Raw genomic sequence first — 12,802 nt, 5'->3', positions numbered from 1 at the left:
CCTACAGGAAGAAGGGACTTGGCTGGAACAGGGCTTCCACGTCCGGAACGTATTTTTTGTCGACCAGGAACATCACCACATGATCGTCTTGTTCAATCACGGTCCGGTCGTGGGCGATCAACACTTCATCGCCCCGTACAATTGCTCCGATGGTGGTGCCGGGAGGGAGTTTGATGTCGCCGATGGCCCGGCCAACCACTTTGGAGGTGGTTTCATCGCCGTGGGCAATGGCTTCGATCGCTTCGGCCGCGCCGCGGCGCAGCGAGGAAACGTTGACGATGTCGGCGCGGCGAACATGAGTCAGTAGGGCGGAAATGGTCGCCTGTTGGGGAGAAATCGCGACGTCAATCACGCCACCTTGCACCAGATCGACATAAGCACCACGCTGGATAAGCACCATTACTTTCTTGGCGCCCATGCGCTTGGCCAGCATGGCCGACATGATGTTAGTCTCGTCTTCGTTGGTCAGGGCGATAAAGACATCCACCTGATCGATGTTTTCTTCGGTCAGTAATTCTTGATCGGCCGCATCGCCACAAAAAACAATGGTGTTCTCCAGCTCTTCAGACAACTGCTCCGCGCGCTGATAATTACGCTCGATCAGTTTGATGCTGTACGTCTGTTCAAGGCGGCGCGACAAACTGGCACCGATGTTACCACCGCCGACGATCATGATGCGGCGATACGGTTTTTCCAGCCGTTGCAGCTCACTCATGACCGAACGGATGTGGTTACTGGCCGCAACAAAGAACACTTCGTCATCGGCTTCGATGATGGTGGTGCCTTGCGGACGGATAGGCCGTCCCTGACGAAAAATCGCCGCCACCCGGGTATCGATGTGTGGCATGTGTTCGCGCAGCGCAGACAGGGCGTTACCCACCAGCGGGCCACCGTAATAGGCTTTCACCGCCACCAGACTGACTTTCTGATCGGCAAAACTGACCACCTGCAGCGCGCCCGGATACTGGATCAGTCGTTCAATGTAGCTGGTCACCAGCTCTTCAGGGGCAATCAGGTGATCGACCGGTACCGCCCCCGACTGGAACAAGGCCTCTTTTTCGGCCAGATATTCGGGGGAGCGGATGCGAGCGACCCGGTTAGGGGTGTTAAACAGAGAAAACGCCACCTGACAGGCGGCCATATTGGCCTCATCGGTGTTGGTGACGGCCACCAGCATGTCGGCATCCTGAGCGCCGGCTTCACGCAACACATCCGGATGGCTGGCGTGGCCGTTCACGACCCGTAAATCGTATTTGTCTTGCAACTCGCGCAGGCGATCGCTGTTTTGGTCGACGATGGTGATGTCGTTGTTTTCACCGACCAGGTTTTCCGCCAGAGTACCACCGACCTGACCTGCACCAAGAATGATGATTTTCATATGGTTTTCTCTTGTTTACCACTGAATAGCGGCCACATTGGGCCGCTGAATATGTCCTGTTGTTACGCCGCCTTGGTCAGGACGGCGTAATAAAATCCGTCCATGTCCTCTTCGCCAGGCAGGATTTGACGTCCGGGCTGTTCGGGATCTGAGCCCAGCAATGTTGCGTCTGCGGTACGGGCAAGAAACGCTTTCACCTGTTGGCTGTTCTCTTGTGGAGTGATCGAACAGGTGGCGTAAACCAGCGTACCACCGGGTTTCAACTGCTGCCACATCGCATCCAGGATCTCACTTTGCAGTGCGGCCAGTGCCTCGATATCGTCAGCGCGGCGCAACCATTTGATGTCCGGGTGACGACGAATGACGCCCGTCGCGGAACACGGCGCATCGAGTAGAATGCGATCAAACTGTTCACCTTGCCACCACTGTTGCGGATTTCGTGCGTCGCCGCAAATAACCTGTGCTTCAAGCTTGAGGCGTTTGAGGTTCTCGTGCACCCGTTTAAGACGGGTGTCATCGCAGTCAATCGCCACCACTTGAGCCTGGCTGTGTTCGAGAATATGGGCCGTTTTGCCGCCCGGAGCTGCACAGCAGTCGAGGATCAGCTCGCCGTTCTCTGGGGTGAGATAGTTCACCGATAACTGCGCCGCCGCATCTTGCACCGACACCCAGCCCTGTTCAAAACCAGGCAGAGTGAACACGTCGCGCGGAGCGGCCAGTTTGATGGCATCCTGCGCTTGTGGGTGCAGGGTGTATTCGATCTGTTCTTGCTCCAGCAATGTCAGGTATTCGTCCCGGTTGTGATGCTGGCGGTTGACCCGTAGCCACATCGGAGCTTTGCTGTTGTTGGCGTCGACGATGTTTTGCCATTGCTGCGGGTAGGCGTGTTGCAACAGTTTAAGCAGCCAGCCCGGGTGACCGTATTTGCCCGCATCATGGCTGATCGCCAACGCATCCAACTGCTCTTGATTGCGCTGATAGTTACGCAAAACCGCGTTGATCAGGCCACGCAGGCGTGGGCCTTTGAGTGCTTTGGTCCCTTCGACGGTTTCACCAACAGCGGCGTGTGCCGGGATACGCATAAAGCTCAGTTGGTAAATGCCAACCAGGATCAGGTGATGAAACACTCGTTGTTTGCCTTTGAGCGGCTTATCCATCAGCTCACCCGCGATCGATTCCAATCGAGGCAGGTAACGCAATGCGCCGTAACAGATCTCTTGCAATAAAGCGTGGTCACGGGGTTTGATGGTCTGCTGGGCAGCGGGAAGGGCGGTGGACAGAGACTGGCCTTTATCAACTACCTGAAACAGGACGTTGGCAGCGGCAGCACGAACATTCATAGGGTCACCATAAAAACAGGAGGGCATCTCTGCCCTCAAAAAAGTTCTGATCAATAAAAAGTTAGTTTTGCTCTGGCGAGCTCAGGCGTGTGCCGACTTCAAACCAGTTGGCCCGGGCATTGAGAATGTCCTGCACTGGCAGGGCTTTTTTACCCGGAATTTGCAACTGCTCCAGCACCAGTGTGCCCTGGCCGGTGGCAACCTGAATGCCGTGTTTGTCGGCGCGAAGAATCGTCCCGGCTGGCTGCTCACTGTGTTGTGGCTCAACGCGACTTTGCCATACTTTGATGCTGTTGCCTTCGGCTTCAAAGTGGCTCATCGGCCAAGGATTGAAAGCACGCACGCAGCGTTCAATATGCTCAGCGCTGTCATGCCAGTTGATACGCGCTTCTTCTTTGCTGAGTTTTTTGGCGTAGTTGGCCAGCGTTTCATCTTGTTGGGTGGCAACCGCACGACCGGCTGCGATGTCGCTCAGGCAGTTCGTCAGTGCTTGCGGGCCGAGCACGGCCAGCTTGTCATACATGGAAGCACTGGTGTCGTGACTTTCGATCGGCAACGTGGCGGTCAACAGCATGTCGCCGGTGTCCAGGCCGATGTCCATCTGCATGATGGTGACGCCGGTTTCGGCATCGCCGGCCCAGATCGAGCGCTGGATGGGCGCCGCGCCGCGCCAGCGGGGCAAAATGGAGCCGTGGACGTTGATGCAGCCCAGTTTGGGGGTATCGAGCACCACTTGTGGCAGCAGCATGCCATAGGCGACCACCACCATGATGTCCGCGTTCAGCGCCGCCAGCTCCTGCTGGGCCTGTTCGGACTTGAGGCTTTCCGGTTGGTAAACGGGCAGGTTGTGTTCCAGTGCCAGCTGTTTGACCGGTGGCGCCGCCAGCTTTTTACCACGGCCTGCTGGGCGATCCGGGTTGGTGTACACTGCGATGACGTCGTGCTCCGAAGACAACAACGCCGCCAAGTGACGGGCGGCGAAGTCCGGAGTACCAGCGAAGACAATTCGTAATGGCTTGCTCAAGATCTGGCTCCTGTCAGTGTGATTAAGCGTTTTGTTGCTTGTCGTTAAAGCGTTTAATTTTGGCCAACTTGTCCTGAATGCGTTTGCGTTTCAGCGGTGACAGGTAGTCGACAAACAGCTTGCCCATCAGGTGGTCGAGTTCGTGCTGAACACAAATGGCCAGCAGATCGTCCGCCTCAAAGGTGTACTCTTCGCCCTCGCGGTTCAGGGCTCGGACCGTTACTTCTGCCGCGCGGGGAACCAGAGCACGTGCGCCAGGGACAGACAGACAGCCTTCTTCAATGCCGTCTTCGCCGCGTTTTTCCATAATTTCTGGGTTGATCAACACCATTGGCTGATCGCGGGTCTCTGAAATATCGATCACGACGATGCGCTGGTGGATGTCCACCTGAGTGGCCGCCAGACCAATACCTTCTTCGTCGTACATGGTTTCCAACATGTCATCGACGATTTTTTGAATCTCAGGAGTCACTTGCTCTACTGGCTTCGCGACAGTACGCAGGCGATCATCCGGGAATGTTAATACTTGTAATACAGACATATACACTCGAATTGTTGAACTGTGCCGAATCAGGCTAAACCTCGTTGGCTCAATTCTAGACATTTTACCACCCAAATGACAGCATTCCGGCGTGATTAATCCTTCCTCTATTCCTATCAAGACCAAGGAAATCAGGTCATGTTGCGACTTTTTCGTTACTTTTCCCTTATCTGGCTGGGGCTGACCAGTATCACCTGGCCTGTGATGGCGGACGAGCCGTTATCGCCACCGGATACTATTCAGCTAGTCACAGTCCGTCCTCAGGTACGAGTGCTTCCGGTGGCGAGCCGTGGCGATGGACTGACCGATGCGCCGCCTGAGTGGGGCACGGCCCGGCTGCTGAGTGCGGATCAGTTTGCCGCGGCGCCTTTGGTGGTCGGCGGCAGTGAGGCGCGTGATTACTTAACCAGTGCGCATATGATTGTGCTGGCAGGGCAGCATACCGAATTGCACTGGTCGATTTGGCGGCCGATGCAGCGTGTCGCGTTCGCTGAGGCCGAGGTCGTGGCGCTGCGTCAGGTAGCCAACGCGCGACTGACGGCGTCGCACACCGCGTTCAGTGTGCTGCAGCTTGGATGGCAGCAACAGGAAGTGCGTGCGGGGGACATTGCACTGCCCTTTCGTGCCGCATCGCGCTTGCAGCCAGGACAAAGTGTGCAGGTGAACCCCGACGTGGTGATCGTCAGCAGCCTTGACGGGCGGCGTTATCTGGACGCTGGGCAATGGCTGATACTTCGTCAACAAGAGGGAACGACCTTACAAGCCGGCCAGCGGCTAGGATTGTCTCAACCAGGGGCCCAATTGGATGAACTGGCATGGACGCTGCCCGAACGTGCCATCGGGCAGTTGATGGTCACTCAGGTCAAATCCCCCTTTGCTTTGGCGCTGATCACCGACAGTGTGGCGCCGGTTAGTCAGGCGACACGGGTGGTTGCATGGTAACCGTGAGTGATGCTGAGCTGTTGGCTTGGCTGACTCTGACCGCGGTGCCCAAACTGGGTAGCCGTGGCCTGAGTCATCTGCTGGCCAGAGCCAGTCCGCAGGCACTGGTGAACCTTTGCTCGGCAGAGCTGGCCGCGCTGGGGCTGAGTCCGGAGCAAATCCGCTTTTTACACCACCAGGCACCGGCGATCGCACTGTCGTGCCTGGAGTGGCGAGCACAAAGTGCAGACCGGCATATTTTGACCAGTCAGTGCGTGGCGTATCCGGCGCTGCTGAAACAGGTTCCGTCACCGCCTCCCCAGCTGTTTGTGTCGGGCAGGCTGGCCTGTTTGGTTGAGCCTCAATTGGCGATGGTGGGAAGCCGTAATGCCAGTGTGGACGGGCTGGCATGCGCCAAAGCCTTTGCGACGGAGTTCAGCCGGCATGGACTGGTTGTCACCAGCGGGCTGGCGCTTGGCATCGACGGGCATGCGCACGATGGTGCTTTATTGGGCGGTGGTGAGACGGTGGCGGTGCTTGGCAGTGGTCTACAACACCTTTATCCGGCCCGGCATCGAAAACTGGCCGAGCGTATCCGTGAGCAAGGTGCGCTGGTGTCGGAGTTTCGTCCGGATGCCAAACCTCGCGCTGAGCATTTTCCGCGCCGTAACCGGATCATTAGCGGTTTGTCGGTTGGGGTGCTGGTGGTGGAAGCCGCAGAAAAAAGTGGCTCTTTGATCACGGCACGCTATGCGGCCGAGCAGGGCCGGGATGTGTTTGCCTTGCCGGGATCGATTCACAGCCCGACCAGTCGCGGTGGTAACCAACTGATAAAAAACGGTGCTTGCCTTGTGCAAAGTGCAAAAGACGTCTTAGATGAAATAGAGAACTTGGTAAACTGGTCTGTGTCTCAAAGCCCGTACCCACAGCCGGCGCTGTTTACGCAAAATGACAGCAGAGAAGAATTGCCATTTGCCGAGCTGTTAGCTAACGTAGGGAATGAGGCGACACCAGTTGATATTCTTGCAAACAGGACCAATATACCTGTGCATGAAGTCATGATGCAGCTCCTGGAGCTAGAGCTCTCAGGGCACGTTGTTGCAGTTACAGGTGGCTATATTCGTAAGGGGAGGGGCTAGCTATGATGATGGACATACTGATGTATTTGTTCGAAACCTACATCCATAGCGATGCAGAGTTACAGGTGGACCAGGACGAACTGGAAGAAGAACTGCTTCGTGCCGGGTTTCACCAGAAAGATATTTATAAGGCTCTCCAATGGTTAGAGGATTTGGCCGCGTTGCAACAGAGCGATACGCATTCTGCGATCGCCACCAGTGCCGCAACATCGTCGCGTATTTATACGCCGAAAGAGATGGAGCGTCTGGATCTGGAGTGCCGGGGTTTTCTTCTGTTCCTGGAGCAAATTAAAGTGTTGACCAGTGAAACCCGCGAGATGGTGATTGACCGGGTGATGGGATTGGAAACCCACGAGTTTGAGCTGGATGACCTCAAATGGATCATTCTGATGGTGCTGTTCAATGTACCGGGGAATGAAAATGCCTATACGCTAATGGAAGAGCTGTTGTACACCAAAGAGCAGGGTATTCTGCACTGAGTTCTTCGCCTGGCTATGAGTAACAAAATCGACGACAAACTGTTTTCCGCCCATGAACATGCACTGGAGCACGAGCCGTGCCCGGTCTGTGGTGGAAAATTACAATTGCGCCATGGAAAACATGGCGCCTTTCTTGGCTGCTCGCATTACCCGGCTTGTGATTACCTCCGTCCGTTGCACCAGAATGATGGGCACATTGTTAAAGAACTGGGTGTGCCGTGTCCTGAGTGCGGCAGTGAACTGGTTCTGCGGCAGGGACGTTACGGGATGTTCATTGGCTGCAGTGCCTACCCTCAATGTCACCATATTGAATCTCCAGACAAACCTCCGCAGGCGGAGTCAGCGCAGTTTGGTTGTCCAGAGTGTGGCAAGGGACATCTGGTGGAGCGCAAAACTCGTTTCGGTAAGCTGTTCTACGCCTGTGACCATTACCCGAAATGCAAATTTGCTGTGAACCAACCGCCGTTGGCGGGAGTTTGCGAGGTGTGTCATTACCCGCTGCTGGTTGAGAAGAAACTGGTCAGTGGTGTGCGGCGACAGTGTGCCAATCGGAAGTGCCAGCACCTACAGCATGAAGCATAAAAAACGGCGCCGAAAGCGCCGTTTTTTTACTGCCGTTTGTTGGCAAACGCATGGACCGCTGGATAGTGCTCCGGAGCGAGTACATCCGCCAGCGCACACAGACTGCGTTGCAGCTCACCACTGTAATCACCACACACATTAATGTGGCCCATTTTGCGTCCTGCGCGTTGCACTTTACCGTACCAGTGTACGTGCACACCCGGCATGGCCAGCAGGGCATCTGGAACCTGATCCTGACCAAGAATGTTAATCATGGCGGTTTCGCGGATCAGTTTGGTGCTGCCAAGTGGCAGGCCACACACTGCACGCAGATGGTTTTCAAACTGACAGGTTTCCGCACCTTGTTGGGTCCAGTGGCCGGAGTTGTGTACGCGTGGCGCAATTTCATTCACCAGCAGTGCCCCCCCGACATCAAAGAACTCCAGTGCCAGCACCCCAACGTAGTTTAGACTGTCGGCCACGGCACGGAACATCTGCTTGGCCTCTGCCTGAAGCTCCGGGGCATCAATGGCGGTGGACAGGCTCAATACGCCATCGACATGCACGTTTTCCGCCAGCGGGTACACCGCGATGTCTCCATTTTTGCTGCGGGCGCCCACTAAGGAAACTTCGCGATCAAAGGCGACAAACTCTTCGGCAACAATGGCTTGCTGGTCTGAGGCGGCCAGAGCCTGCGCCATTTCCGCCCAGACTGCCTCAGCGTGCTGCCTATCTTTCAGTCGCCACTGACCTTTGCCATCGTAGCCGCCCAATGCGGTTTTGAGTACCATCGGCACACCCACTTCAGCAATCGCTGCATCAAAATCGGCGCGTTGGGTGATCACGGCGTATTTGGCATTGCGTACGCCAGCGGTGTCCAGTAGCGCCTTTTCCAGGCGTCGATCGCCGCCTGCTTTGATCGCTTGCGTGGTTGGCAGAAACTTTCCGCTGCGCTCACACGCATCCAGCACCGCATGGGGAATGTGTTCAAACTCAGCGGTGATCACATCTGCTTGTTCGATGGCGTTGCCCAGGCCATGACCCAGTATGGTTTGAGTCAGTGGATGGACGATGTTTTCGCTGACCACATCAAAGGCGGTGATCTGTATGTTGAGTGGCGCTCCGGCCAGTGACATCATACGTGCCAGTTGTCCGGCACCCAGTACCAGTACGTGCATGGTGTTACTCTCCGGCCGGGTTCGGGTTCGCCAGTACCGTTTCGGTCTGCGCGCTGCGGAACGCTTCCACTTTGGCCATGACAGCGTCATCAAAGGTACCGATTATCTGGGCCGCTAGCAGGCCAGCGTTCGCCGCACCGGCTTCACCAATCGCCAATGTGCCGACCGCGATGCCTTTGGGCATCTGTACAATCGAATAGAGGGAGTCGAGACCGGACAGCGCACGCGACTGAACCGGCACACCCAGAACCGGTAAACTGGTAAAGGCGGCCGTCATGCCTGGCAGGTGAGCTGCGCCACCGGCCCCTGCGATGATCACTTTCAGGCCACGTTGTTTGGCGCTGGTGGCATAGTCGGCCAGCAGGTGCGGGGTGCGGTGGGCGGAAACCACTTTGGTTTCGTACGCCACGCCGAACTGATCGAGCATTTCTGCTGCAAGTTTCATTGTTGGCCAGTCTGACTGAGACCCCATGATGATACCGACTTTCATCTCTAACTCCTTCGTGCTGCAAATCTAGGTGATGTCTCTCGTGGTTTCCACGAGTTGCGTGCGCATTATACGGGGATTTTTCTCTCAGGCAAACGTTTGCGCCGAGGTGGTTCGGCTGATTGATACATTCTATAAATAAATTGCTTTAGTCAGCGCCAGCGATTGTTTGTACACTTAGCGCAAATCAACGCAAGTAGAGAAAGGAAGTTAAGGTGGATAACTTTGAACAAGCACTGAATGCACTCCGTCAGGGGGAAGTGATTGCTTACCCGACCGAGGGGGTTTTCGGTGTGGGGTGTGATCCGGATAACCCGGAAGCGATTGCCAAATTGCTCAAACTGAAGCAGCGCCCGGTAGAAAAAGGCCTGATTTTGATCGCCGCCAGTTACGACCAATTACTGCCGTACATTGATGAATCCCAGCTCACTGCGGAGCAACTGGACAAGGTTCATGCCACATGGCCCGGGCCTGTGACGTGGATTATGCCATGCAGCGATAAAGTGTCGAATTGGGTATCGGGTCAGTTTGATTCAATTGCAGTGCGTGTGACGGATCATCCTTTGGTGCAAAAAATGTGTGATGCGTTTGGAAAACCGTTAACCTCTACCAGCGCGAATCTGAGCGGTCAGCCGCCGTGCATGACCACAGAAGAAGTTGAGCAACAACTGGGCGAGCAACTGGTGGCAATTCTGCACGGAGAAACGGGCGGCCGTGACAAACCGAGTGAGATTCGTGACGCAAAAACATCGCAAATATTAAGACAGGGTTAACCCTGCGCAGTCGTAAAGGAAGGTAAAAAGATGTCAGCCATAGATAAACAGGCCGTGAAGCAGTTTCTGATCGAGCTGCAAGATTCGATTTGTCAGCAATTAGAGCAGGTAGACGGCGACGCTGTGTTTGTCGAAGATGCCTGGCATCGTGAGCCGGGAGAGCGACTGGGCGGTGGTGGTCGTACCCGGGTGATGAAAAATGGTGCGGTGTTTGAGCAAGGCGGCGTTAACTTTTCCCACGTTGCGGGTCAGCAGATGCCGGCTTCGGCAACCGCCCATCGTCCGGAGTTGGCGGGGCGCCGGTTCGAAGCGATGGGCGTGTCGTTGGTGATGCACCCCAACAATCCCTATGTACCGACCTCACACGCCAACGTACGTTTCTTTATTGCTGAAAAAGAAGGCGAAGATCCGATCTGGTGGTTTGGCGGTGGCTTCGATTTAACGCCATTCTATCCCTTCGAACAAGACTGCCACTCCTGGCACGACACGGCCAAAGCACTGTGCGCACCGTTTGGCGATGAGGTGTACGCAAAGCACAAAGCCTGGTGTGACAACTATTTCTTCCTGCCGCACCGCGATGAGACCCGTGGAATTGGCGGTCTGTTTTTTGATGATTTGAATCAGTGGCCGTTTGAGACCTGTTTTGCGTACATCAAAGCTGTCGGGGAAGGGTACGCCGAAGCGTATCTCCCGATTGTGCAGCGGCGCAAAGACACACCATATGGTGAACGTGAGCGCGAGTTTCAGCTTTATCGTCGTGGCCGCTACGTGGAATTTAACCTGGTGTACGATCGGGGGACCCTGTTTGGCTTGCAAAGTGGGGGCCGGACCGAGTCTATTCTGATGTCAATGCCGCCTTTGGCGCGGTGGGAATATCGTTATCAGGTTGAGCCTGGCAGCGCTGAAGCTGAACTCTATGAGCATTACCTCAAGCCACGCGCCTGGTAAGACTTTCTTCTGTATAGGGTTAGTGATAGGGTCATTGGGTAACAATGACCCTTTTCGTTTTGTGGCAGGAACACAATGATTCAACCAGTTGACCGCTATGCCGTATTTGGCAATCCGATCGGACACAGTAAATCTCCGTTTATTCATACCCTGTTTGCCCGTCAGACGAACCAGCCATTAACCTACACGGCTGAGTTAGTGCCAGTGGATGGCTTTATGGATGCGGCGCGTCAGTTTTTTGCCAGCGGAGGCAAGGGGTGTAATGTCACTGTGCCATTTAAAGAAGACGCCGTGCAGTTTGCTACTCGTCTTACTGAACGTGCGCAGCTGGCCGGTGCCGTGAACACGCTGAAGAAACTTGATGATGGCGGCATTTTAGGTGACAACACCGATGGCGAAGGCTTGGTTCAGGACTTGTTGCAGTATCAGGTGCCTCTGCAAGGGGCCCGTATTTTGCTCATCGGGGCCGGCGGTGCGGCACGTGGTGTGCTCAAGCCTTTGCTTGACCAACATCCGGCGGAGATCGTCATCACCAATCGTACCCTTGCCAAAGCCGAACAGCTGGCCACGCTGTTTTCTCACTATGGTGCGATCAAGGCCGTGGCCATGAAAGAGATAGACCAGGGGTTTGATGTGGTGATCAATTCGACCTCCGCGAGCCTGAGCGGTGAGCTGCCGGCCGTTTCGGCGGCCATCTTTACCCCCAGCACTTACGCGTACGATATGATGTATGGCGCGGGTAAAACCACCTTTAATCAATGGGCGAGTGATAATGGGGCGGCGGCGGCTTATGATGGTCTGGGGATGCTGGTGGGGCAAGCAGCAGAAAGCTTTATGTTGTGGCGCGGTTTGCGTCCTGGCATCCGGCAAATTTTACGTGAATTAAGAAAGAACCTGGAAGGTCAGTAATGAATCAGTCAATCTTGTTCCCGGACGTACAGAGCTGGGACGAAGAGCGCCAGGCGGTTGTCTTCCCGGCTCAGCAGTCGGGCGCGTTGATCGAGTGCATTGTGGCCGCTAGCGAGTTGGCCAAGTTATCCGGTCAGCCTGTCTGTGGAGCACAACAGGCAGTTGACGCGTTTACCGGGCTGCGCTTTGATTTGGAAGAGTTGGCCGAAGCTTTGATCGAAGATGAAGAGTTCAATCCGTTCGGCCAGATCGAGATCATCAGTTGATGACGGTGACTTGAGTCAGATAGTCATTTTTATTCTGTACATAGTTATCGGCGGATTTCTGTAAGAAGGCGCGTTCCTTATCACTGAGTGGACGTGCTTGTTTGACCGGGCTGCCCACATACAGGTAGCCACTCTCCAGACGCTTTCCCGGAGGCACCAGACTTCCGGCCCCGACCATAACGTCCTCTTCTATTATTACCCCGTCCAGGATGATAGCGCCCATCCCGACCAATACCCGGTCAGCAATGGTACAACCGTGTAACATAACTTTATGGCCGATAGTGACATCATTGCCAATGATCAGAGGATAACCGTCTGGGTTCTCACTATTCTTATGCGTGACATGCAGGACGCTGCCATCCTGAACATTTGTGCGTTGGCCAATTCGGATCTGATTAACGTCACCACGGGCGGCAACGAACGGCCAGATACTGCTGTCGTCGCCGATAGTAATGTCACCGACCAACACAGAGCTTGAGTCGATGTAAACATGGGCGCCTATTTGGGGAGCAATTCCTTTGTAGCTGCGCAAAGCACTCATAATTTCTCCTTATATAGAGGTAAGAATGGCATTTTTGACTATGAAGAATGATGAAAATGACGAGTTTTGCATAGAAAATACGCAAACAATAAAAAAATCAAAAAAAACGCGAAAAAGGGCTTGCCAACGTGACGGCGATCTCTATAATGCCCCCTCGCTGACACGGCAAGGCTTCGAAAGAAACAGAGTCGGGTGAGCAGGTCAATTAGCCAAGCGGAAATGCTTGAAAAAAGATTGAAAAAAGTGGTTGACACTAAACTTTATCTCGCTAAAATGACCGCCTCTTCCGAAGTGATGCAAGTCACAAAGAAGAACAG

15 protein-coding genes are annotated in these 12,802 nt (G+C 54.9%); 8 read left to right on the top strand and 7 right to left on the bottom strand.

Going from position 1 to position 12,802, the window contains the following annotated elements; genetic code table 11:
* Position 1 precedes the first annotated feature (1 nt).
* The 4 genes from trkA to def form a co-directional block, all read right to left on the bottom strand.
* Positions 2-1,378: a Trk system potassium transporter TrkA gene (trkA, locus tag VPR01S_RS18965; RefSeq protein WP_021706991.1), complete on the bottom strand. Its 1,377-nt coding sequence runs from the start codon at positions 1,376-1,378 to the stop codon at positions 2-4.
* Positions 1,379-1,440: 62 nt separating this feature from the next.
* Positions 1,441-2,718: a 16S rRNA (cytosine(967)-C(5))-methyltransferase RsmB gene (gene rsmB, locus VPR01S_RS18960; RefSeq protein WP_040903141.1), complete on the bottom strand. Its 1,278-nt coding sequence runs from the start codon at positions 2,716-2,718 to the stop codon at positions 1,441-1,443.
* Between the two features lie 61 nt (positions 2,719-2,779).
* Positions 2,780-3,742 carry a methionyl-tRNA formyltransferase gene (fmt, locus tag VPR01S_RS18955; protein WP_021706989.1) on the bottom strand — a complete coding sequence of 321 codons (963 nt, stop codon included), beginning with the start codon at positions 3,740-3,742 and terminating at the stop codon, positions 2,780-2,782.
* A gap of 22 nt (positions 3,743-3,764) precedes the next feature.
* A complete protein-coding gene (gene def / locus VPR01S_RS18950) occupies positions 3,765-4,283 on the bottom strand; it encodes a peptide deformylase (protein WP_021706988.1) in 519 nt (172 codons plus the stop codon).
* Between the two features lie 138 nt (positions 4,284-4,421).
* Between def and VPR01S_RS18945 the strand changes: the two genes are divergently transcribed.
* Genes VPR01S_RS18945 through VPR01S_RS18930 form a run of 4 tightly spaced genes read left to right on the top strand, consistent with a single transcriptional unit; the run spans position 4,422 to position 7,404 of the window.
* On the top strand, positions 4,422-5,225 hold the full coding sequence (locus VPR01S_RS18945; protein WP_021706987.1) for a hypothetical protein: 804 nt from the start codon (positions 4,422-4,424) through the stop codon (positions 5,223-5,225).
* Positions 5,226-5,227: 2 nt separating this feature from the next.
* A complete protein-coding gene (gene dprA, locus VPR01S_RS18940; RefSeq protein WP_040903149.1) occupies positions 5,228-6,343 on the top strand; it encodes a DNA-processing protein DprA in 1,116 nt (371 codons plus the stop codon).
* A 2-nt stretch (positions 6,344-6,345) separates the two neighbouring features.
* Positions 6,346-6,822, top strand: coding sequence for a DUF494 family protein (locus VPR01S_RS18935; protein ID WP_021706985.1), 477 nt, complete (start codon positions 6,346-6,348; stop codon positions 6,820-6,822).
* 15 nt (positions 6,823-6,837) lie between these two features.
* Positions 6,838-7,404 (top strand): DNA topoisomerase family protein, encoded by a 567-nt coding sequence (locus VPR01S_RS18930; RefSeq protein ID WP_021706984.1) that lies wholly within the window; start codon positions 6,838-6,840, stop codon positions 7,402-7,404.
* Positions 7,405-7,430: 26 nt separating this feature from the next.
* Here VPR01S_RS18930 and VPR01S_RS18925 read toward each other — a convergent pair whose 3' ends face one another.
* Positions 7,431-8,561, bottom strand: coding sequence for a 5-(carboxyamino)imidazole ribonucleotide synthase (locus VPR01S_RS18925; RefSeq protein WP_021706983.1), 1,131 nt, complete (start codon positions 8,559-8,561; stop codon positions 7,431-7,433).
* A gap of 4 nt (positions 8,562-8,565) precedes the next feature.
* Positions 8,566-9,051, bottom strand: a complete 486-nt coding sequence (gene purE / locus VPR01S_RS18920; RefSeq protein ID WP_021706982.1) for a 5-(carboxyamino)imidazole ribonucleotide mutase — start codon at positions 9,049-9,051, stop codon at positions 8,566-8,568.
* A gap of 212 nt (positions 9,052-9,263) precedes the next feature.
* On the opposite strand from purE, the gene tsaC reads away from it, so the two are divergent.
* The 4 genes from tsaC to VPR01S_RS18900 all read left to right on the top strand — a co-directional run bounded on the left by tsaC (position 9,264) and on the right by VPR01S_RS18900 (position 11,944).
* Complete coding sequence (gene tsaC, locus VPR01S_RS18915; RefSeq protein WP_021706981.1) at positions 9,264-9,821, top strand: L-threonylcarbamoyladenylate synthase type 1 TsaC; 558 nt, start codon at positions 9,264-9,266, stop codon at positions 9,819-9,821.
* Positions 9,822-9,851: 30 nt separating this feature from the next.
* Positions 9,852-10,769, top strand: coding sequence for an oxygen-dependent coproporphyrinogen oxidase (gene hemF / locus VPR01S_RS18910; RefSeq protein ID WP_021706980.1), 918 nt, complete (start codon positions 9,852-9,854; stop codon positions 10,767-10,769).
* Between the two features lie 75 nt (positions 10,770-10,844).
* Entirely contained in the window at positions 10,845-11,678 is an 834-nt protein-coding gene (gene aroE / locus VPR01S_RS18905) for a shikimate dehydrogenase (RefSeq protein ID WP_021706979.1), read from the top strand.
* Positions 11,678-11,944, top strand: coding sequence for a DUF1488 family protein (locus VPR01S_RS18900; RefSeq protein ID WP_021706978.1), 267 nt, complete (start codon positions 11,678-11,680; stop codon positions 11,942-11,944). Before aroE ends, VPR01S_RS18900 begins: the two co-directional genes overlap by 1 nt.
* On the opposite strand, the gene VPR01S_RS18895 is transcribed toward VPR01S_RS18900, so the two are convergent.
* The gene (locus tag VPR01S_RS18895; RefSeq protein WP_021706977.1) at positions 11,937-12,485 is read right to left on the bottom strand and encodes a gamma carbonic anhydrase family protein; all 549 of its coding nucleotides are present in this window, start codon (positions 12,483-12,485) and stop codon (positions 11,937-11,939) included. The genes VPR01S_RS18900 and VPR01S_RS18895 overlap by 8 nt on opposite strands.
* Positions 12,486-12,802 lie beyond the last annotated feature (317 nt).

This window comes from Vibrio proteolyticus NBRC 13287 (genome assembly GCF_000467125.1).
Classification (GTDB): Bacteria; Pseudomonadota; Gammaproteobacteria; order Enterobacterales; family Vibrionaceae; genus Vibrio; species Vibrio proteolyticus.
The sequence above is the reverse complement of the archived record's forward strand: the minus strand, read 5'-3'. Positions and strand labels throughout refer to the sequence as shown.

Excerpts from the sequence above, each read along its gene's own strand:
- aroE (WP_021706979.1), top strand. The coding sequence starts at position 10,845 with ATGATTCAACCAGTTGACCGCTATGCCGTATTTGGCAATCCGATCGGA.
- VPR01S_RS18930 (WP_021706984.1), top strand. The coding sequence starts at position 6,838 with ATGAGTAACAAAATCGACGACAAACTGTTTTCCGCCCATGAACATGCA.
- rsmB (WP_040903141.1), bottom strand. The coding sequence starts at position 2,718 with ATGAATGTTCGTGCTGCCGCTGCCAACGTCCTGTTTCAGGTAGTTGAT.
- VPR01S_RS18935 (WP_021706985.1), top strand. The coding sequence starts at position 6,346 with ATGATGATGGACATACTGATGTATTTGTTCGAAACCTACATCCATAGC.
- def (WP_021706988.1), bottom strand. The coding sequence starts at position 4,283 with ATGTCTGTATTACAAGTATTAACATTCCCGGATGATCGCCTGCGTACT.
- hemF (WP_021706980.1), top strand. The coding sequence starts at position 9,852 with ATGTCAGCCATAGATAAACAGGCCGTGAAGCAGTTTCTGATCGAGCTG.
- VPR01S_RS18925 (WP_021706983.1), bottom strand. The coding sequence starts at position 8,561 with ATGCACGTACTGGTACTGGGTGCCGGACAACTGGCACGTATGATGTCA.
- VPR01S_RS18945 (WP_021706987.1), top strand. The coding sequence starts at position 4,422 with ATGTTGCGACTTTTTCGTTACTTTTCCCTTATCTGGCTGGGGCTGACC.
- purE (WP_021706982.1), bottom strand. The coding sequence starts at position 9,051 with ATGAAAGTCGGTATCATCATGGGGTCTCAGTCAGACTGGCCAACAATG.
- trkA (WP_021706991.1), bottom strand. The coding sequence starts at position 1,378 with ATGAAAATCATCATTCTTGGTGCAGGTCAGGTCGGTGGTACTCTGGCG.
- VPR01S_RS18900 (WP_021706978.1), top strand. The coding sequence starts at position 11,678 with ATGAATCAGTCAATCTTGTTCCCGGACGTACAGAGCTGGGACGAAGAG.
- VPR01S_RS18895 (WP_021706977.1), bottom strand. The coding sequence starts at position 12,485 with ATGAGTGCTTTGCGCAGCTACAAAGGAATTGCTCCCCAAATAGGCGCC.